This window comes from Salinicola sp. DM10 (assembly GCF_017306975.2).
In the GTDB taxonomy this organism is placed as follows: domain Bacteria; phylum Pseudomonadota; class Gammaproteobacteria; order Pseudomonadales; family Halomonadaceae; genus Salinicola.
Genome location: NZ_JAFLEN020000002.1, coordinates 44,757 through 63,103 on the forward strand (window position 1 = coordinate 44,757; position 18,347 = coordinate 63,103).

20 protein-coding genes are annotated in these 18,347 nt (G+C 66.7%); 15 read left to right on the top strand and 5 right to left on the bottom strand.

Annotated elements, in window-relative coordinates; genetic code table 11:
• Positions 1-87 precede the first annotated feature (87 nt).
• From J0A90_RS09010 to J0A90_RS09075, 14 genes are all read left to right on the top strand, one after another.
• Positions 88-645: an NUDIX hydrolase gene (locus J0A90_RS09010; protein ID WP_207035270.1), complete on the top strand. Its 558-nt coding sequence runs from the start codon at positions 88-90 to the stop codon at positions 643-645.
• A gap of 173 nt (positions 646-818) precedes the next feature.
• Positions 819-1,139: a cell division protein FtsB gene (gene ftsB / locus J0A90_RS09015; RefSeq protein WP_207035268.1), complete on the top strand. Its 321-nt coding sequence runs from the start codon at positions 819-821 to the stop codon at positions 1,137-1,139.
• Positions 1,136-1,855 carry a 2-C-methyl-D-erythritol 4-phosphate cytidylyltransferase gene (gene ispD, locus J0A90_RS09020; RefSeq protein WP_207035265.1) on the top strand — a complete coding sequence of 240 codons (720 nt, stop codon included), beginning with the start codon at positions 1,136-1,138 and terminating at the stop codon, positions 1,853-1,855. The genes ftsB and ispD overlap by 4 nt, the downstream gene beginning before the upstream one ends.
• The gene (ispF, locus tag J0A90_RS09025; protein ID WP_207035264.1) at positions 1,852-2,337 is read left to right on the top strand and encodes a 2-C-methyl-D-erythritol 2,4-cyclodiphosphate synthase; all 486 of its coding nucleotides are present in this window, start codon (positions 1,852-1,854) and stop codon (positions 2,335-2,337) included. Before ispD ends, ispF begins: the two co-directional genes overlap by 4 nt.
• Entirely contained in the window at positions 2,334-3,389 is a 1,056-nt protein-coding gene (truD, locus tag J0A90_RS18745) for a tRNA pseudouridine(13) synthase TruD (RefSeq protein WP_207035262.1), read from the top strand. Before ispF ends, truD begins: the two co-directional genes overlap by 4 nt.
• Before the next feature lie 75 nt (positions 3,390-3,464).
• Positions 3,465-4,217, top strand: coding sequence for a 5'/3'-nucleotidase SurE (gene surE, locus J0A90_RS09035; protein WP_035475252.1), 753 nt, complete (start codon positions 3,465-3,467; stop codon positions 4,215-4,217).
• A gap of 19 nt (positions 4,218-4,236) precedes the next feature.
• On the top strand, positions 4,237-4,872 hold the full coding sequence (locus J0A90_RS09040) for a protein-L-isoaspartate(D-aspartate) O-methyltransferase (protein ID WP_233076659.1): 636 nt from the start codon (positions 4,237-4,239) through the stop codon (positions 4,870-4,872).
• Between the two features lie 35 nt (positions 4,873-4,907).
• Complete coding sequence (locus J0A90_RS09045) at positions 4,908-5,822, top strand: DUF368 domain-containing protein (RefSeq protein WP_233076660.1); 915 nt, start codon at positions 4,908-4,910, stop codon at positions 5,820-5,822.
• A complete protein-coding gene (locus J0A90_RS09050; protein WP_207035258.1) occupies positions 5,819-6,940 on the top strand; it encodes a peptidoglycan DD-metalloendopeptidase family protein in 1,122 nt (373 codons plus the stop codon). Before J0A90_RS09045 ends, J0A90_RS09050 begins: the two co-directional genes overlap by 4 nt.
• Positions 6,941-7,264: 324 nt before the next feature.
• On the top strand, positions 7,265-8,236 hold the full coding sequence (rpoS, locus tag J0A90_RS09055; RefSeq protein ID WP_035475246.1) for an RNA polymerase sigma factor RpoS: 972 nt from the start codon (positions 7,265-7,267) through the stop codon (positions 8,234-8,236).
• A 291-nt stretch (positions 8,237-8,527) separates the two neighbouring features.
• Positions 8,528-9,997, top strand: a complete 1,470-nt coding sequence (locus J0A90_RS09060; RefSeq protein WP_207035256.1) for a TolC family outer membrane protein — start codon at positions 8,528-8,530, stop codon at positions 9,995-9,997.
• Between the two features lie 154 nt (positions 9,998-10,151).
• Positions 10,152-11,258, top strand: coding sequence for an alanine racemase (gene alr, locus J0A90_RS09065; protein ID WP_207035254.1), 1,107 nt, complete (start codon positions 10,152-10,154; stop codon positions 11,256-11,258).
• A gap of 77 nt (positions 11,259-11,335) precedes the next feature.
• Positions 11,336-12,250: an LpxL/LpxP family Kdo(2)-lipid IV(A) lauroyl/palmitoleoyl acyltransferase gene (gene lpxL / locus J0A90_RS09070; protein ID WP_207035253.1), complete on the top strand. Its 915-nt coding sequence runs from the start codon at positions 11,336-11,338 to the stop codon at positions 12,248-12,250.
• A 145-nt stretch (positions 12,251-12,395) separates the two neighbouring features.
• Positions 12,396-12,554: a DUF1328 domain-containing protein gene (locus tag J0A90_RS09075; protein WP_035475241.1), complete on the top strand. Its 159-nt coding sequence runs from the start codon at positions 12,396-12,398 to the stop codon at positions 12,552-12,554.
• 116 nt (positions 12,555-12,670) lie between these two features.
• Here the strand turns inward: J0A90_RS09075 and ettA are convergent, their stop codons facing one another.
• From ettA to J0A90_RS09095, 4 genes are all read right to left on the bottom strand, one after another.
• The gene (ettA, locus tag J0A90_RS09080; protein ID WP_035475240.1) at positions 12,671-14,332 is read right to left on the bottom strand and encodes an energy-dependent translational throttle protein EttA; all 1,662 of its coding nucleotides are present in this window, start codon (positions 14,330-14,332) and stop codon (positions 12,671-12,673) included.
• A 243-nt stretch (positions 14,333-14,575) separates the two neighbouring features.
• Positions 14,576-14,776 (bottom strand): PA3496 family putative envelope integrity protein, encoded by a 201-nt coding sequence (locus tag J0A90_RS09085; RefSeq protein ID WP_035475238.1) that lies wholly within the window; start codon positions 14,774-14,776, stop codon positions 14,576-14,578.
• 180 nt (positions 14,777-14,956) lie between these two features.
• The gene (locus J0A90_RS09090) at positions 14,957-15,403 is read right to left on the bottom strand and encodes a PAS sensor domain-containing protein (RefSeq protein ID WP_051896227.1); all 447 of its coding nucleotides are present in this window, start codon (positions 15,401-15,403) and stop codon (positions 14,957-14,959) included.
• Between the two features lie 118 nt (positions 15,404-15,521).
• The gene (locus J0A90_RS09095; RefSeq protein ID WP_207035251.1) at positions 15,522-16,862 is read right to left on the bottom strand and encodes an MFS transporter; all 1,341 of its coding nucleotides are present in this window, start codon (positions 16,860-16,862) and stop codon (positions 15,522-15,524) included.
• A 165-nt stretch (positions 16,863-17,027) separates the two neighbouring features.
• Here J0A90_RS09095 and J0A90_RS09100 point away from each other — a divergent pair, with 165 nt between their 5' ends.
• Positions 17,028-17,303, top strand: coding sequence for a SelT/SelW/SelH family protein (locus tag J0A90_RS09100; protein WP_207035249.1), 276 nt, complete (start codon positions 17,028-17,030; stop codon positions 17,301-17,303).
• 25 nt (positions 17,304-17,328) lie between these two features.
• Here the strand turns inward: J0A90_RS09100 and J0A90_RS09105 are convergent, their stop codons facing one another.
• The gene (locus tag J0A90_RS09105) at positions 17,329-18,306 is read right to left on the bottom strand and encodes a zinc transporter ZntB (RefSeq protein ID WP_207035247.1); all 978 of its coding nucleotides are present in this window, start codon (positions 18,304-18,306) and stop codon (positions 17,329-17,331) included.
• Positions 18,307-18,347 lie beyond the last annotated feature (41 nt).

Here is an 18,347-nt window from a genome sequence, read left to right on the forward strand (position 1 = left end):
CCTACAGGGCCTACTCCCGGCCCGCGCAGCGGCGACTGGCGCTTGGCGGGCGAGGGCAGGGCTCGATGAATGCATTGCGAGGCGTCGATGAACTACTGCAGTCAGTGTGGCAACCCGGTGCGTTTCGCCATCCCCGAGGGTGACGATCGCCCGCGCTTTCAGTGCGACGCCTGCGGCACCATCCATTATCAGAATCCCCGTATCGTGGCCGGGACGCTGCCGGTGTCGGGCACACGAGTGCTGCTGTGCCGCCGTGCGATCGCCCCGCGCAAGGGCTACTGGACCTTGCCGGCCGGTTTCATGGAGAACGGCGAGACGGTCGAACAGGCCGCGCTGCGCGAGACCCGTGAGGAGGCGAACGCAGTGGTCGATGCGCCCTCACTTTACACGCTGATCAGTCTGCCGCACATCGATCAGGTCTACATGATCTTCCGCGGTGAGCTCGACGGCGGCTACGCCTCGGGACCCGAGAGCCTCGAAGTGGCGCTGTTCGAGGAGAGCGAGATCCCCTGGGGCGAACTCGCCTTTCCCACCATCGAGCGCACCCTGCGCCACTTCTTCAGCGATCGCATGGACGGCCATTTCCCGCTGCACTCGGGGCAAATCGGCCTCGAGGAGCGCGAGCGCTTCTTCGGCTCGGCCTGATCCTGTTCTCCGGGCCCACGCCGTCACGCCGCGTGTCTGGCAGCGACGTGCGAGGTGGGCCGCCTGGGGCGATGATGGCATAATGGCCGCCGCGTCGGTGACGCCCCTGGCGGGCGGTCTCTCTGCGTTCATGTCACCTTCATGTCACCCTGGTCGAGCGGGAAGCGTTTGCAATGTGGAAATGGGTCATCCTGGTCCTGGTCGTCATGCTCGGGCTGCTGCAGTACCGGCTCTGGTTCGGCGAGGGCGGCATTCACGAATTCAATGATATCCAGGCGCGGGCCGACGTGCTCGCAGGTACCACCCAGACCCTGAAGGCGCGCAACGACCGCCTGGCGGCGGAAGTGGTCGACCTCAAGACCGGTCTCGACGCGATCGAGGAACGCGCCCGCAGCGATATCGGCATGGTGCGCAAGGATGAGCAGTTCTTCTGGGTGCCTGACGTCGACGCCAGCCCCGGCCCGGCCGCCGAGACGGGGGTGATCACCCCATGACGCTGTGGTTGATCGTTCCCGCCGCCGGCCGCGGCACTCGCATGCAGGCCGACCGCCCCAAGCAGTACCTGGCGCTACATGGGCGCAGCGTGCTGGCACGCACGCTGGAGCGGCTGCACCAGGCCTTCCCCGAGGCGGCGCTGCGCCTGTGTCTCGACCCCGATGATGCCTATTTCGATCCGGACGACGTGCCCTTCAGTGAGTGGCAGCGTGTCGACGGTGGACGCGAGCGCGTCGATAGCGTGCGCCGCGCGCTGTCCAGCATTGCTGCCGAGGCCGCCGCCGACGACTGGGTACTGGTCCACGACGCCGCGCGCCCCTGCGTGCAACTTGCCGATCTCACCGCGCTCTCCCGCGCGCTGGAGGAGGAGGCCATCGGCGCGCTGCTCGCCGCCCCGGTGGCGGATACCATGAAGCGCGCCGACGCGCGCGGCCGGGTCAGCCACACCGAGCCCCGCGAGGGTCTGTGGCATGCGCTGACGCCGCAGGCATTTCGCTACGACCTGCTGCGCCAGGCGCTGGATGCGGCCCTGGCGACCGGCACCGCGGTCACCGACGAAGCTTCGGCGATCGAGGCCATGGGGCTGGCACCGCTGCTGGTGCCGGGCAGCCGCGACAATCTCAAGATCACGCGCCGAGAGGATCTGATCCTGGCTGCGCGCATTCTCTCGCTGCAGAGCGAGACTGACACCGCCGCACAGGGAGTCGAGGCATGACGCTCAAAATTGGCCACGGGTTCGATGTGCACCGCTTCGGCGAGGGCGATCATCTGATGATCGGCGGCGTGCGTATTCCCTTCGAGCATGGCTTCGTCGCCCACTCCGACGGTGACGTGCTGCTGCACGCGATCAGCGATGCGCTGCTGGGGGCCTGCGCGCTGGGTGACATCGGCCACCACTTCCCCGACACCGACCCGACCTGGGCCGGCGCCGACAGCCGCGAGCTGTTGCGTCAGGTGGTGGCGCTGATCCGCGCGCGTGGCTATCGGGTGGGCAATCTCGATGCCACCATCCTCGCCCAGGCGCCGAAGATGGCGCCGTGGATCGAGCCCATGCGCGCGGCGATCGCCGCCGACCTGGAGACCGCGATGGAGAACGTCAACGTCAAGGCGACCACCACCGAGCGTCTCGGTTTCACCGGTCGCGGCGAGGGGATCGCGGCAGAGGCGGTGGTCCTGCTGCTGGCGACGGCGCCGTGAGCCCCGACGCGCCAGCCTGGCCGCCACGCTGGGCCCATGCCGAGACGCCGCCGAGCGTCGAGGGTAGTTACCGCCAGAGCGCCGAGGCGTTCCAGGTCGAGGAGGTGCTCGACTTCACCCCGGAAGGGGAGGGAGAACATCTCTGGGTGTGGATCGAGAAGCGCGGCGTGACCACCCCGGATGCCGCTCGCAGCCTGGCCCGGCAGGCCGAGATCGCGCTGCGCGACGTTGGCTTCAGCGGGCTCAAGGATCGCGACGCGGTGACCCGGCAGTGGCTGTCGCTGGCGCTGCCGGGGCGCACCCTGGCAGCGGGCTGGGAGGCGCCCCTGGCTGAGCGGGGCATTCGTGTGCTGCGCGCGGAGCGCCATCCGCGCAAGCTCAAGCGCGGCGTACACCGTGCCAACCGTTTCCGCCTGCGTATCGACGGGCCGGCGGCGAGTTCCCCCGCGGTGCGCGAGCGCTGGACACGCCTGGTCACCCAGGGTGTGCCCAACTACTTCGGCCCCCAGCGCTTCGGCCCCGAGGGGCGCAATCTACAGCGCGCCCTGGCGCTGTTCGCCCGCGGCTGGCGCAAGCGTGAGGACCCGCAGGGGCTGCTGCTCTCCACTGCGCGCAGCTATCTTTTCAATCAGGTGCTGTCGGCGCGGGTGGCCGACGGCAGCTGGTGCCGGCCGCTGGCCGGCGACGTGCTCAATCTGGAAGGCAGTGCCAGCCGCTTCTTGAGCGAGACGGCCGACCCTGCGCTCGAGGCGCGCGCGGCGGCCGGTGATCTGCACCCCACCGGCCCGCTGTGGGGGCAGGGGGAGCCGCATAGCCGGGGCGAGGTGGCCGCGCTGGAGCAGCGCGAAGCGGCGGCATGCGCGGCGCTGCGCGATGGCCTGATCGCCGCCGGTGCGCGGCATGAGCGGCGCGCCCTGCGGGTGCTGCCGGGGGCAGCGAGCTGGTGTGCGGCCGAGACGGAGAGCTCGGTGTGGCTCGAGTTCAGCCTGCCGCGGGGGGCCTTTGCCACCGCCGTGCTGCGCGAGTTGATGCGTCATCCGACCCTCGTCTGAATCGTCGCCAGACAGCCCACGATTCGACCCCGACGAGCCGAATTCGACAAGCCCGACCCGAGAGGAGTGAGCGAGATGCGTAGACTGTTGCTATCCAATGACGATGGCGTGCACGCGCCGGGGCTCAAGGCGCTCTTCGATGCGCTGAGCGATCATGCGCGGCTGCGCGTGGTGGCGCCGGACCGCGACCGTAGTGGCGCCAGCAACTCGCTGACCTTGACGCGGCCACTGGCGCTCGAGGCGCTCGACGGCGGCTTTTACAGTGTCGACGGGACGCCTGCGGACTGTGTCTATCTGGGCGTCAACGGGGTGTGGGAAGAGAAGCCCGACCTGGTCATCTCGGGGATCAACCACGGCGCCAACCTGGGCGACGACGTGCTCTATTCGGGCACCGTCGCCGCGGCCATGGAGGGGCGCAACCTGGGGATGCCAGCGATCGCCATCTCGCTTTGCGGCCAGCGCCACTTCGATACCGCCGGACGCGTCGCGGCGAGTCTGGTCGGTGGCGCGGAGAAACTCTCGCTGCCGCCGCGCAGCCTGCTCAACGTCAACGTGCCGGATCTGCCGTGGGAAGAGATCCGCGGCTTCTGCGTCACGCGTCTGGGCTATCGCGGGCCGGCCTCCAATCCGATCCACATGAAGGACCCGCGCGGGCGCGATCGCTACTGGATCGCGGCGGTCTCGGAGAATGCCGACGACGGCCCCGATACCGACTTCGCGGCGATCGAGGGCGGCTTCGTCTCGATCACGCCGCTGCAGACAGATCTCACGCGTCACGCGACGCTCGATGATGTACAGGGCTGGCTGGATGGATTGTCACACGCCTGAAGAACTCAGCGGCGTGGGCATGACGTCGCAACGAACCCGCAATCGCATGGTCGAACGTCTGATCGCCGCCGGCATTCGCCAGCCGCGGGTGCTGGAGGTCTTGGCCGAGGCGCCGCGCCATCTGTTTCTCGACGAGGCCCTGGCCCACCGCGCCTACGAGGATACCTCGCTGCCGCTGGGGCTGGGGCAGACCCTGTCGCAGCCCTGGGTGGTGGCGCGGATGAGCGAGCTGATCGTGCAGGCCGCGCCCGAGCGCGTGCTCGAGATCGGTACCGGTTCCGGCTATCAGACGCTGATCCTTTCGCGGCTGGTGGCGCGGGTGTGGAGCGTCGAACGCATCGCTGCGCTGCAGAACCGGGCGCGCCAGCGCCTGGCGCGGCTCGGTGCGCACAACGTGCGGCTGCGCCATGCCGATGGCGGGCTGGGCTGGCCGCAGGCGGCGCCGTTCGATGCCATTCTGCTCACCGCCTGCGCCGGTCAACTGCCGCAGGCGCTGCTCGGACAACTGAAGGATGGCGGCGTGCTGATCGCGCCGCTGGCGGATAGCGAAGGGCGTCAATGGCTGACCCGGGTACGCCGGCGTGGCCAGGCGTTCGATCATCAACGTCTCGAGGAGGTGCGTTTCGTGCCACTGCTGGAAGGAGTCATCCGTTGAAACGCAGCGTGACGACGGTCTTGAAAGGAATGGGGATGGGGGCCGCGGATGCGGTGCCCGGCGTGTCGGGCGGTACCATCGCGCTGATCGTGGGCATCTACGAAGAGCTGATCGAGACCATCCGGCGCTTCGGCCCGGGGGCGTTCGGTGTCTGGCGCGAAGGTGGCCTGGGCGCGCTGATCGGCTATCTCAATCTGCGCTTTCTGCTGCCGCTGGTGCTGGGTATCGGGATCAGTCTGGTGACCATTGCGCATCTGGTCACCTGGCTGATGGCGCACCACGCGCTGCTGCTCAATGCCTTCTTCTTCGGTCTGGTGCTGGCCTCGGCCTGGGTGGTGATGCGCCAGGCGGGCAGTTGGCGCTGGCGCTATCTGCTGCCGTTGCTGGCAGGACTGGTGGTCGCCGCCTATCTGCCGCAGCTGCTGCCGGACATGAGCCAGGCGGGCAATGTCACACTGTTCTGCGCCGGTGCCATCGCTATCAGTGCGATGCTGCTGCCCGGAGTCTCCGGCAGCTTCCTGCTATTGGTGATGGGGCTCTACGGCACGGTGATGAGCGGAGTGAAGAGCTTCGATCTGGGGCTGATCGGTATCTTCGGTGCCGGCTGCCTGATCGGTTTGCTGACCTTCTCGCGGCTGCTCTCCTGGCTGCTGCGCCACTACCACGGCATCACCATGATGACCATCGTCGGCTTCATCCTCGGCTCGCTGCCGCAGCTGTGGCCTTGGCGCCAGATGATGAGCTATCGCCTCGCCGCCGATGGCCAGCAGGTCGCGCTGAGCTATCGCTATCTGCTGCCCGCCGATTTCACCGCGGTGACCGGTGAGCCCTCCCAGTGGCTCGCGGCCTCGGCATTGATCGTGGTAGGTGTGGTAGTGGTAATGTGCTTGGGAGAGCGCAAGCCGTCCGAGCCGCACGCCTCGTCAGGAAAAAAGGGATTTTCTTCATGAACAAGCGTCGCATCGTGCTACTTCTGGGGCTGCTGCCGGCGGTCGCCGTCGGGGTCGTGGGTTGCACCACCTCGAGCGGACGCCCTCAGGTCCAGGACCTGTCCGTCAGCCGCAACAGCCAGCCCAGCGCCACCTATACCGTCAAGGCCGGCGATACCATCTACGGTATCGCCTGGCAGAATCGGGTCGATTTCCGCGATCTGGCCCAGATGAACGGCATCTCGCCGCCGTATCGACTGCAGCCCGGCCAGCAGCTGCGGCTGAAGCCCAACGCCAGCGTCGATGCCAGCCAGGGCCAGAGTCTGGCCTCTTCCCAGGGGGCGGCTACCGTCACGCCGCTGGGCGGCAAGACGCCGGCGAGCGCCGCGAGTGACGGCGAAAACCCCTCCTGGCTGCTGCCGGCGGGCGGCGGCACCAGCAGTGGGCAGCAGGCCTCGACGCCGGGCCCGGTGATCGACCAGCGCGCCGCCAACGCCGGCCAGAGCGTCGCTGCCAATACCGGCCAGAGCCAGGCGTCGCAGAGTGGCTCTGGTTCTAGTTCTAGCTCGGGTTCTGGCGCCGCTACGCCGCCGGCGCGTCAGCCTGCGTCCGGGGCGGCCGCGGCTGACACGGCTTCGTCATCTTCTTCTGCTTCCATGACGCGTAAGGATACCCGCACGGCGGCCGGTAACGATGCCGGTACCGAAGTGGCGGGGGAGCCCAGCGGCGCGCCGGACCGCTCGGACCGGACTTACAAGCCGGTCGAGAACGTGGCCTGGCAGTGGCCCACCGAAGGACGTCTGATCGGCCGTTTCGATGATGACTCCAGTATCACCCCCGGCATTGATATTGCCGGCCAAAAGGGGCAACCTGTGAAGGCAGCCGGGCCAGGGATCGTGGTGTATGCCGGCGATGGTGTGAGGGGATATGGCAATCTCATCATCCTCAAGCACAACGACCGCTTCTTGAGTGCCTACGCACATAACGACACGTTGCGCGTGAAAGAGAACGATGTCGTCAAGGCAGGAGAAACGATAGCCACCATGGGGCAGACGGATGCTGACCAGGTCGAGCTACATTTCGAGGTTCGCGTCAACGGCCAGCCTCAAGACCCGCTCAAATACCTCCCCAAACGCTGACCGGTCGTCAGCGCGCCAGATCGCTGCAACGGCCGACGTTACCAAGCTGGAAGACTTACCGGTCACCGCCGCCGCGCTGACTGCGCCCTGACGGGCGCGGTCAGCCGCAAAGGCGCACCGCCGAGCCCTCCGGCGGCAGTGTCGCCCGCTCGAGCAGCAACGTAGCCCGCTCGAGCGGCAACCTGGCAAGTCAACGTGGTAAGTGAACGTAGTAAGTGGAAGTCGTAATCAAGGACGTAAAACAGAGCAAGGATTGCGTGGTCGCCTGGGGCGGCTAGACCCCATGGCGAAGGTACTCAGGAAGCCCAGATTGGGGGTAGTGACATGAGCATGCTTGAACGGGATATTCAGGATGTTGAGCTCGACGGTGCCGACCAGCAGGTCGATACCGATGACACGGATGGCAAAGACGACGAGAGCGCGTTCGAGAAGGCGCTCAGTCGCGAGGAGAACAACTACCACCACAGTCTCGATGCGACCCAGATCTATCTCAACGAGATCGGGTTCTCGCCGCTGCTGACACCGGAAGAGGAAGTGCACTTCGGGCGCCTGGCGCAGAAGGGCGATCCGGCCGGCCGTCAGCGCATGATCGAATCCAACCTGCGCCTGGTGGTGAAGATCGCCAGACGTTACCTCAACCGCGGGCTGTCGCTGCTCGATCTGATCGAGGAGGGCAATCTGGGCCTGATCCGGGCGGTCGAGAAGTTCGACCCGGAGCGCGGCTTCCGTTTCTCGACCTACGCCACATGGTGGATTCGTCAGACCATCGAGCGTGCGCTGATGAACCAGACGCGCACCATTCGTCTGCCCATCCACGTGGTCAAGGAGCTCAACATCTATCTGCGCGCCGCGCGCGAGCTGACTCAGAAGCTCGACCACGAGGCCACTGCAGAGGAGATCGCGGAGTTCCTCGACAAGCCGGTGGCCACGGTCAAGAAGATGCTGGGGCTCAACGAGCGCGTCTCTTCCGTCGACTACCCGATGGGCGGCGAAAGCGACAAGCCGCTGATCGATACCCTGGCCGACGAGAACGAAGTGGGTCCGGAGTCCAATCTGGTCGATGACGACGTCAAGGCGCACGTCGACGAGTGGCTCGCCGAGCTCAGTGACAAGCAGCGCGAGGTCGTGGTGCGTCGCTTCGGGCTGCGCGGGCACGAAGCGGCAACCCTAGAAGAGGTCGGCGAGGAGATCGGGCTGACCCGTGAGCGGGTGCGTCAGATCCAGGTCGAGGCGCTCAAGAAACTGCGCCGGATGCTCGAGAAGCAGGGGTTGTCGATGGACTCGATCTTCGAGTGACGCGCAGGCCGGGAATCGCGCAAAAGCGCGGCATCTCTGGCCGAATGCTTGATCCCCATGCATACATGCGGCATTGTATGTAAACCTCGCGACGAGGCGCCGGCAGGATAGCCGGCGCCTCGTCGTTCGTCAGAACGATTGCTGACGCCGGCGCGCCCGCGCCGTGCGGTGGCAACCGGCTCGCACCAGTCAATACCGGGTGTCTGGGCCGTCTCGGGGCGTGATGCCGGGCCTATATGCCCGCCGTCGTGCGTCGATAACCGCCAGCGCTCAACGATAGGAACCGTCTCGATGTCGCCCTCTGCTCCGTCGTCATCCCGTTTATCCCTGCGCCATGCGCTGCCGCTGCTGCTGGCCGCTTCGTTCGCACCGTCGGTGCAGGCGGCCGATCTGCTCACCATTACCCAGGATGCCCTGGCCAACTCGTCGAGCCTGAACGCCTCGCGCGCCACCTTCCGCAGCACGGAAGCGGGGCAGGACGTGTCGCGTGGCACGCTGCTGCCGCAGATCAGCGCCACCGGCAGCCTCTACCGCAGTGACTCGCTCGAGACCCAGCATGCGGCGGGTGCGTCGGCCGGTGCCGGCGCCGGAGCGGGTGGCTCCACCTCGGGTCAGGACTATAACGGCAGCAGCCTCGGGGTCAACGTGACCCAGGTGCTGTTCGATGCCTCCAACTGGTATCAGTACCAGCAGAGCAAGAAGCAGGTGGGGCAGCAGGCGCTGCAGCTCGAGATCGACCAGCAGCAACTGCTTTATGATGTCTCCAGTGCCTACTTCGAGATTCTGCGCGCCAAGGAGGTGCTCGACGCCCGCGAAGCACAGTCCAAGGCGATCGGGCGCCAGCTCGAGCAGGCCAAGGAGCAGTTCAATGTCGGCCTGGTGGCGATCACCGACGTCAATGAAGCCAAGGCCGCCTACGATTCGGCGCGCGCCCAACTGATCTCCGCCCGCAGTGATCTGCAGGTGAGCTTCGAGGCGCTGGAGCGTCTGACCGGCAAGCAGTACGACAGCATCGACGGTCTCGCCGACGATCTGCCCATCGCTTCGCCCAAGCCCGCCACCCGCGACGACTGGGTCAACCTGGCGATGACCAGTAGCCCATCGATCCGCTACGCCGAGGCTGGGGTCGACGTCGCCAAGTCGAGCGTGGACATCGCTCGTGCCGGCCATCTGCCGACCCTGAACGCCTACGCCGATTACGCCTATTCGGACAACGACATCGATGCATTGCGCGGGCACAACGAGAACGTCGAGGTCGGCGTGCAGGCGAATCTGCCGATCTACTCCGGCGGCTCGACCAGCGCGTCGGTGCGGCAGAATACCTACTCGCTGGAGTCGACCCAGTACGACTTCGAGGATCAGCGCCGCTACACCACCCAGCAGGTGCGCTCGCTGTTCACGCAGGTGGTGAATGACGTCGAGTCGGTCGATGCCCAGCGCGAGGCGATCGTCTCCAGCCGCAGCGCGCTGGAAGCGACCCGTGCCGGCTACGAGGTGGGCACGCGCAATATCGTCGACGTGCTCAACGCCGAGCAGTCGCTCTACGAGTCGATCTCCAACTACGCCGACGCGCGCTACACCTATGTCACCGATCTACTCCAGCTGCGCCAGCAGGCCGGGGTGCTGAGTCTCGATGTGATCCGCGGCACCAACCAGTGGCTGCGCGACAGCAAGCGGGTCTCGCTCGATCTGGCCGATACCCAGCGCGGCGGCTCGCCGACCGACGATATCGGCGCTCGGCCGACACCGCCGACGCCCTGAGCGCTGCGATTCTACCGCCGACGCCGCTATCCGTTAGCGGCGTCTGTGTTTATGCCGCCGGCGTCCCGCGATGCCGCCAAACGCGTTACCATGGCGTTCGCTGGCGCGACGCGGCTGGTGTCGTATCACCTCTTGGGAGAAGGACGTAGCCACCATGGCAAGACCCCTGCGCGCCGAGATCGATCTCGCGGCGCTGTGTCGCAACTATCGCACGGCGAGCGCCCTGGCGCCGCAGAGCCGGTCGATGGCGGTGCTCAAGGCGGATGCCTACGGTCACGGTGCGCTCGCCTGCGCCCGTGCGCTGACCGGGCTGGCGCCGGCCTTCGCGGTGGCGACGATCGAGGAAGCGGTGGCGCTGCGCGACGGCGGTATCGAGACGCCGATTATGCTGCTCGAGGGCATCTTCGAAGCCGCCGAGCTGGCCACGGTCGAGGCACTCTCGCTGTGGCAGGTGGTGCATAGCGAGTGGCAGCTGGAGGCGGTGCTGGCCTATCGGCCGCGTCGGCCGCTACCGGTATGGCTCAAGTTCGATGCCGGCATGCACCGCCTGGGGTTCTCGGCGGACGAACTCCGCCGCCACTGGGCGCGTCTGCGCCAGGCGCCTGAGCGAGTCACCGACCTGCATCTGATCAGCCACTTCTCCACGGCCGACCTTGCCGATGACAGCGCTTTCCAGGCCCAGCACGCCCAGGTTCGTGCGCTGGGCGAGGCGCTGGGCGCACCGCTGTGTCTGGCCAATTCACCTGCGACGCTGCAGCACACGCCGGCGCATGGCGCCTGGAATCGACCGGGGGTCATGCTCTATGGCAGCAACCCGCTGGAGGGTGCGCTGCCGGCAGGGGTGGCGCTCGAGCCGGTGATGACGCTGCGCTCGCGTCTGATCGCCGTGCGCACGCTGGAAGCGGGCGAGGCGGTGGGCTATGGCGGGCGCTTTCGGACCCGCCGGCGCAGCCGTATCGGCGTGGTCGCCGCCGGCTACGGCGATGGCTACGACCGCCACGCCCGCGATGGCACCCCGGTGCTGGTTAACGGCCAGCGCTGCGCCATCGCCGGGCGAGTGTCGATGGACATGCTTACCGTCGATATCACCGAGGTGGCCGATGCCGACGTCGGCAGCGAGGTGGTGCTGTGGGGGCGCGGGCTCGGCGTCGACGAGGTGGCGGGACACTGCGACACCATCGCCTATACCCTGCTCACCGGTGTGCTGCCGCGGGCGCCGCGGGTCTATCTGCCGGCGACAGCTGCGGCGCCGGTGAGTTGAGCGAGGTCCTGGAGCCTAGAGCCTAGGGCCCGGGCGGGCGGCGCGCCGCTCGTCATCACTGTGAATCTGGAAGCGTTATGGCCAAGAAAGTCTATCCCGCCAATCATGCCCATCCCCGCTACTGGGGCACCTGGTTCGCCATCGCGCTGATGAAGGCGAGCGCCTTCCTGCCGTGGCGGCTCAAGCTGGCCGTGGGCCGTGGCATCGGCCTGCTGAGCTGGCGTCTGGCCAAGCGGCGCCGGCACATCACCGATACCAATCTGGCGCTGTGCTTCCCCGAGTGGGACAACGACAAGCGTGCGGAGATGGTCAAGCGCACCTTCGTCGCCAACGGTATCGGCATCCTCGAGACCGCCACCGGCTGGTGCCGTAATCCCGAGCACCTGCGCCAGCGCATCGCCTTCCGCGGTATCGAGCACATGGAGCGGGCGCGGGCCCAGGGCAAGGGGGTGCTGGTGATCGGCATCCATTTCTCGACCCTCGATCTGGGCGGGGCGCTGCACTCGCTGTTCTTCCCTGCGGACGTGGTCTATCGACCCCACGACAATCCGGTGTTCGAGAACTTCATGACCCGTGCCCGGCGCGATATCTTCGGCGCCGCGATCGATCGCCACGATCTGCGCGGCGTGGTACGCCGGATCAAGTCAGGTCATGTGGTGTGGTACTCGCCGGACCAGGACTTCGGTCGTGACGCCAGCGTCTTCGCACCCTTCTTCGGGGTCGAGGCGGCAACGCTCAAGCTCACCGCCAAGATCGCGCGCATGACCGGTGCTCCGGTCATGCCGTTCATGTTCCATCGTAACCCCGATGACCGCACCTACACCCTGGAGTACCTGCCGGCATTCGAGAACTTCCCCAGCGACGACGAGGTCGCCGATGCGACCCTGGTCAACGCCTTTATCGAACAGGCGATCCGGCGGCATCCGGAGCAGTATCTATGGCTGCATCGGCGCTTCAAGACGCGCCCGCCGGGTGATCCGTCGGTCTATTGAGCTGGTTGCAAACCGATACCCTGCCTACCTTGACGAAAAGCGCTTCACCAACAAGGCTTAAGATACCCTCAAGGATTGCGAGGGCAGGGCGTCGCGGGGCATGCCGTCGCGCGGCACTTATCAGGCCAGCACAGGAAGTAAAGCCATGCTCAGTTATGCCGTGATTTTTCTCATCGTCGCGATCATCGCCGGCGTTCTCGGGTTCGGCGGGGTCGCCGGGATCGCGGCGACGATCGCCAAGGTGCTATTCGTCATCTTCCTGATCCTGTTCGTCGTATCGCTGATACGCGGCCGTGGTCGCTAGGCACCAATACCGACGTTCAACGTGATCAGACGCAAACGCCCGCCTTTTCAGGCGGGCGTTTGCGTTGATGAGGTGGTGCGAATGCGCCCGCCCCGCTCGGGCGGGCGATGCCTGCCTCAGGCGTCGATGCGCTTGTACTTCATGCGCTTGGGCGTGTCGTTGCCGACCCGCTTCTGATGGTCGGCCTCGTAGTCGGTGTAGTTGCCCTCGAAGAACACCACGCTGGAGTCGCCCTCGTAGGCCAGGATATGGGTGGCGATACGGTCGAGGAACCAGCGGTCGTGGGAGATCACCAGAGCGCAGCCGGGGAAGGCGAGCAGGGCTTCCTCGAGCGCGCGCAGGGTCTCGATATCGAGATCGTTGGAGGGTTCGTCGAGCAGCAGCACGTTGGCGCCCTGCTTGAGCGTCTGTGCCAGCTGCAGGCGCCCGCGCTCACCGCCGGAAAGCTCGCCGAGACGCTTCTGCTGGTCGGTGCCCTTGAAGTTGAAGCGCCCCACATAGGCCCGCGACGAGACTTCGTAGCCGTTGATGCTGAGCATGTCATGCCCGTCGGAGACGGCCTGCCACACGGTCTGGGTGTTGTCGAAGTGGTCGCGCAGCTGCTCGACGTAGGCGATGTCGACGGTCTCGCCCACCACCACCTCGCCGCTGTCCGGCTGCTCCTTGCCGGCGATCAGCTTGAACAGGGTCGACTTGCCGGCGCCGTTGCCGCCGACGATCCCCACGATCGCGCCTGCCGGAATCTGGAACGACAGATTGTCGAACAGCAGCTTGTCGTCGAAACGCTTGGCGACGTCGTGGAACTCGATGACCTTGTCACCCAGGCGCGGCCCGGGCGGAATGTAGATCTCGTTGGTCTCGTTGCGCTTCTGGTAATCGCCGGACTGCAGTTCGTCGAAGCGGTTGAGGCGCGCCTTGCTCTTGGCCTGGCGGCCCTTGGGGTTCTGACGCACCCACTCCAGCTCCTGCTTGATCGCGCGCTGGCGACCCGCCTCGGCCTTGGCCTCCTGCTCGAGCCGCTTCTCCTTGGACTCGAGCCACTGGGAGTAGTTGCCCTCGAACGGAATACCGTGGCCGCGGTCGAGTTCGAGAATCCAGCCGGCGACGTTGTCGAGGAAGTAGCGGTCGTGGGTGATCGCCACCACGGTGCCGGGGTAGTCGTGGAGGAAGCGCTCCAGCCAGGCCACCGACTCGGCATCGAGGTGGTTGGTCGGCTCGTCGAGCAGCAGCATGTCCGGGCTCGACAGCAGCAGCCGGCACAGCGCCACACGGCGGCGCTCACCGCCGGAGAGATGACCCACACGGGCATCCCAGGGCGGCAGACGCAGCGCTTCGGCGGCGACTTCGAGCTTGCGCTCGATGTTGTGGGCGTCGGCGGCCTCGATGATGTTCTCCAGGCGCGCCTGCTCGGCGGCCAGGGCATCGAAGTCGGCATCCGGCTCGGCGTAGGCGGCGTAGACGCCTTCGAGCTTCTCCTGCGCGGCCTTGACCTCGCCCAGGGCCTCTTCGACCGTCTCGCGCACGCTTTTGGTGTCGTCGAGCTCGGGCTCCTGCGGCAGGTAGCCGATGTTGATACCCGGCATCGGCCGCGCTTCGCCGTTGTACTCGGTGTCGACGCCGGCCATGATCCGCAACAGCGTCGACTTGCCGGCCCCGTTGAGACCGAGCACGCCGATCTTGGCGCCGGGGAAGAAGGAGAGCGAGATGTCCTTGAGGATCTCGCGTTTCGGGGGGACGACCTTGCCCACCCGGTTCATGGTGAAAACGTATTGCGCCATGGGAATCCGGTTCGGTTGAGTATCGCGGTCAATGAGATCGGGTCAGGGTCGCTGGCAGCCCCGGGGCGGTGGGCGTCGCGGAGTCACGCGCCTGGAAAAGCGTGACCGGCGGCACCGACCTGCGGGGTGGCGACACGGATAAAGCAGGGTATATGACTAGCGACGCGATTGCGACCGCTGGCCGCTAACGCGAACGGACGCCTGAGCGCCCGTCGTTACGGCTATGAAGGGGGAGTGATCCGCTCACTCCTCCTCGTCTTCGTCGTCGAAATCCGCGTACCAATCGTCCTCGATCGCACGTTTCAGGCGGCGCTCTTCCAGCAGCGCCTCGACCTGGCGGCGCGCCTTCAGGGTGTCGGCCTTGCTGCTGCGGGGACGCTCGAATTGCTCGTCGTTGACGGCGTCGTAAAGCTCTTGGTCCTCGGCGTAATCTTCACGGCTCATCGTTTGGCCCTCCGATGTGACGGCATCCTGATGATGCTCGAGGGCTATATATCGCCGAATGCGCCGCAAGACAAGCCTTTGGCCGTTTGAAAAAATCTATCGACGCCCTGCATCGGAATAGCTAGTCAGGACAGCCGCTCAGGATAGCCGACCGGGGCCGCGTGGCAGGTCGGCTTCGGCTCAGGCCGGGTCGCGCTCGGCCTTGAGCGCTTCCAGCTCCTGCAAGGCTTCGACCAGCCCGGTCACGTCCTTCTGTACCCCTACGAAATAGGTCAGCTGATCCTCTTCGTCGTAGACTGGCGTGATCGATAGCTCGTTCCAGAACTGGGAGCCGTCCTTGCGGTAGTTGCGCAGCACCTCGCGGCAGGAGCGGCCCTCGCGCAGCGCGGTACGCACGCGGTCGATCGCGGGCTGATCACGGTCGCCATTCTGCAGGAAACGGCAGTCGCGATAGAGAATCTCGTCGATGCTGTAGCCGGTGAGGCGCTCGAAGCCCTCGTTGACGTAGATCAGGATATTCTCGTCACCCTCCTGCTCGGCGACGACGATCCCATCGTCCGAGGCGTTGACGATGCGCTCGAGCAGGGCCGGGCTGATCATGGGGGGACGCTTGGGGTTACTGGCCATCCTTGTCTCCAGGCTGGACATACGACGGTTTGTAGGGACGATACAAGCGGTCATGATGCCATGGCGCCGTTGGATTACAACGCTTTGACAGCGCCCAGTACGGGCGGGGCAAGACGCTTCAAGCCTCGACTTCGGCCAGAGCGTGCGAGCTTGCCGCGGCGGCCAGCGCCAGCAGCGCCAGCAGCAACAACAGCGGGGCGCTGCCCAGCCACTGGGCGAGCACGCCGAGCAGCAGGCCGACGATCAGCATCAGCACCCCGGTGAAGGTATTGGAGAAGGCGACGTAGAGCGCCCGGGTGTCGCTGTCGGAGAGATCCACCACGTAGGTCTTGCGCCCCAGACGGATACCAGCATGGGCGATCATCAGCAGGCCATAGACCACGGCGTAGGGCCACACGCTGGTGCGCGCGGCCTCCGGCAGCAGCACGCAGGCGGCGCCGGCAACACAGCACAGGGCGGCGCCGATGGCGGCATTGCGCATGACGCGCCGACTGGAGCGGTCGGCCAGCCGGCCCCAGATCGGCCCGCCGATCATGCCGGCGACCCCTGAGGTGAGTACCAGAATGCCCAGGCTGGCCAGGTCGGTGCCGCTGTTCTGCTGTCCCAGCAGGGCCAGATAGGGCAGCGCCAGGGCGCTCGACAGCAGCAGGGCGCGGGAGAGGTTGAAGTGCAGGAAACGGCGATCGCGACGCATCAGCGAGACTCCCTGCTTGACGCTGTCCCAGGCGTTGGCCCCGCCCTCGGTGGCGCCCGGCGCTTCGCGGATCGCGGCCGCGCACAGGGCGTTGAGCGCCCAGCCCAGCGCGGCAGCGAATAGCAGTACCGCCAGCGCCCAGGTGCCGGGGCGGTCGCCCATCAGCATCAGCCCGACACCCACGAGCAGCGTCAGCGCCCCGGCGGCGCTGGCGCTCCAGCCCATCAGCGTGCCACGCCGCTGCTTGGCGATGGTCTTGCCCATCACGTCCTTGGTCGCCACCGAGGAGAGGCCGCGTCCCAGCGAGAGCCCGGTCAGTGCCACCAGCACCAGCGCGCCGCCCCAGCCACCGTGGCCGAACAGCGCCAGCAGGCCCAGAAGCACGGCCCCCACGGCCTGGGCCACGCCGCCGGCCACCCATACCCATTTGCGAATCTCGCGCAGGCGGATATAGCCCGCGATCAACAGCTGCGGCAGCAGGGCCCCGGCCTCACGGATCGGCACCAGCAGGCCGACCATCCATACCGGCGCGCCGATCGCCCCCATCAGCCAGGGCAGGATCAGGCGCGCGTTGGAGAGCTCATCGGCGAGTTTGTTGCCCAGCGCCGCCACCAGGTGGCGGAAGAAGTTGCCCGGCTGTTCACGGCAGGCGGCGTCGGAGATATCCCGGCACATGCGGCTGTCGTCGTCGCCGGTGACGCGTTCGAAAAGGCGGGTGAGGCTGTCGTCATCGCCGCCGTGAGTGCTTGAACTTCTTGCCGTCATGGAAAACGTCCTTGTTTTCGGTTGGGTGATAAGCGGTCTTCGTAGCCGTCCAGCCTGCGACTCGCCGGCCGCGCGCTTGAGTTCGCCGCGGTGATCCGCGCATCATGCGCGCCAGTGCAATCATCGCCGGGGAAAGTCCCCGAGGAGAGCCCCGAGGAGAATCGCATGGCCCGCATCCGCATTCATTATTGTACGCAATGCCAGTGGCTGCTACGTGCCGGCTGGTATGCCCAGGAACTGTTGCAGACCTTCGGTGAGGATCTCGAACAGGTGGCGCTGGCGCCCAGCCACGGTGGCCACTTCGAGGTGCTCTACGACGAGCAGACCCTATGGGAGCGCAAGCGCGACGGCGGCTTCCCCGAGATCAAGGAACTCAAGCGCCGGGTGCGCGACCGGCTCGATCCGCAGCGCGATCTGGGCCACGTCGACCGCGGCGACTGAGGCGCCACGGGGCGACGCGGATCGCCTACCACCAGTGCTTGCGCTTGAGCAGCCACATCACCGCGCCGCCGACCACCGCGGTGATGGCGACGAAGACGGCAAATCCGTAGTGGCTGTCGGCGCCGGGGATACCCCCGACGTTGATGCCCAGCAGGCCGGTCAGAAAGCTCAGCGGCAGGAACACCGTGGTGACGATCGCCAGCATGTACATGCGCTGGTTGAGGCGTTCGTTGTGCTCGTTGAGCAATTGCTCCTGCAGGATCAGCGCGCGCTCCTGCATGGCGTGAAAGTCCTCGACGTAGCGCGATAGCTGGTTGGCGCTCTCGCGTACCGAGACCCGGGTATCCTCGTCGAAGCTGTCGGGGCCGTGGGCGATCTGTTCGAGGCAGTCGCGCTGGGGGCCCATGAAGCGGCGCAGGGTGATCAGCGAACGGCGCAGGTGCGACAGATCGTCGGGATCGATCTCGCGATCGCTCAACTGGTCCTCTTCCAGCTCGCCCAGGCGGTCGTCGAGCTGGTGAGCCACGTCGCCGACGTTGTCGACCAGGGTCTCGGCCAGCCACGCGAGCAGGTCGGGTACCGACAGTGCGCCCTCGCCGCGATCGATGCGCTCGCGCACTTCGCTGACCGATTTCAGCGGACGCCGGCGCAGCGTGATCAGGCGGTTGGCGGAGATCCAGATGCGCAGCGAGATCAAGTCCTCCGGGGCGGCGCCCGGGTTGAGATTGACGCCGCGCAGCGTGCTCACCGCGCCGTTGCGGAACTTGGCCACGCGCGGGCGGGTATCCTCCTCGAGCAGCGCCTCGATTGCTGCCTCGTCGAGCCCGGCGATATCTTCGAGATAGGTGCCGACGTCGGCATGGCGGAAATCGAGATGCATCCACAGCGGCCGCTCCGGCGACTGCCAGGCTTCGCGCAGCTGCCTCACGCTGAGCAGTGAGCCGCCGCCGCTGCCGTTCAATTCATAGGCGGCAACCAGCGCCGTATCGCCTTCCATCTGCATCTGTTGACCTCTCGGTGGGGCGCCCGGTGCCTCCTCGGGCT

Excerpts from the sequence above, each read along its gene's own strand:
- J0A90_RS09010 (WP_207035270.1), top strand. The coding sequence starts at position 88 with ATGAACTACTGCAGTCAGTGTGGCAACCCGGTGCGTTTCGCCATCCCC.
- ftsB (WP_207035268.1), top strand. The coding sequence starts at position 819 with ATGTGGAAATGGGTCATCCTGGTCCTGGTCGTCATGCTCGGGCTGCTG.
- ispD (WP_207035265.1), top strand. The coding sequence starts at position 1,136 with ATGACGCTGTGGTTGATCGTTCCCGCCGCCGGCCGCGGCACTCGCATG.
- ispF (WP_207035264.1), top strand. The coding sequence starts at position 1,852 with ATGACGCTCAAAATTGGCCACGGGTTCGATGTGCACCGCTTCGGCGAG.
- surE (WP_035475252.1), top strand. The coding sequence starts at position 3,465 with ATGCGTAGACTGTTGCTATCCAATGACGATGGCGTGCACGCGCCGGGG.
- J0A90_RS09040 (WP_233076659.1), top strand. The coding sequence starts at position 4,237 with ATGACGTCGCAACGAACCCGCAATCGCATGGTCGAACGTCTGATCGCC.
- J0A90_RS09045 (WP_233076660.1), top strand. The coding sequence starts at position 4,908 with ATGGGGGCCGCGGATGCGGTGCCCGGCGTGTCGGGCGGTACCATCGCG.
- J0A90_RS09050 (WP_207035258.1), top strand. The coding sequence starts at position 5,819 with ATGAACAAGCGTCGCATCGTGCTACTTCTGGGGCTGCTGCCGGCGGTC.
- rpoS (WP_035475246.1), top strand. The coding sequence starts at position 7,265 with ATGAGCATGCTTGAACGGGATATTCAGGATGTTGAGCTCGACGGTGCC.
- J0A90_RS09060 (WP_207035256.1), top strand. The coding sequence starts at position 8,528 with ATGTCGCCCTCTGCTCCGTCGTCATCCCGTTTATCCCTGCGCCATGCG.
- alr (WP_207035254.1), top strand. The coding sequence starts at position 10,152 with ATGGCAAGACCCCTGCGCGCCGAGATCGATCTCGCGGCGCTGTGTCGC.
- lpxL (WP_207035253.1), top strand. The coding sequence starts at position 11,336 with ATGGCCAAGAAAGTCTATCCCGCCAATCATGCCCATCCCCGCTACTGG.
- J0A90_RS09075 (WP_035475241.1), top strand. The coding sequence starts at position 12,396 with ATGCTCAGTTATGCCGTGATTTTTCTCATCGTCGCGATCATCGCCGGC.
- ettA (WP_035475240.1), bottom strand. The coding sequence starts at position 14,332 with ATGGCGCAATACGTTTTCACCATGAACCGGGTGGGCAAGGTCGTCCCC.
- J0A90_RS09085 (WP_035475238.1), bottom strand. The coding sequence starts at position 14,776 with ATGAGCCGTGAAGATTACGCCGAGGACCAAGAGCTTTACGACGCCGTC.
- J0A90_RS09090 (WP_051896227.1), bottom strand. The coding sequence starts at position 15,403 with ATGGCCAGTAACCCCAAGCGTCCCCCCATGATCAGCCCGGCCCTGCTC.
- J0A90_RS09095 (WP_207035251.1), bottom strand. The coding sequence starts at position 16,862 with ATGACGGCAAGAAGTTCAAGCACTCACGGCGGCGATGACGACAGCCTC.
- J0A90_RS09100 (WP_207035249.1), top strand. The coding sequence starts at position 17,028 with ATGGCCCGCATCCGCATTCATTATTGTACGCAATGCCAGTGGCTGCTA.
- J0A90_RS09105 (WP_207035247.1), bottom strand. The coding sequence starts at position 18,306 with ATGCAGATGGAAGGCGATACGGCGCTGGTTGCCGCCTATGAATTGAAC.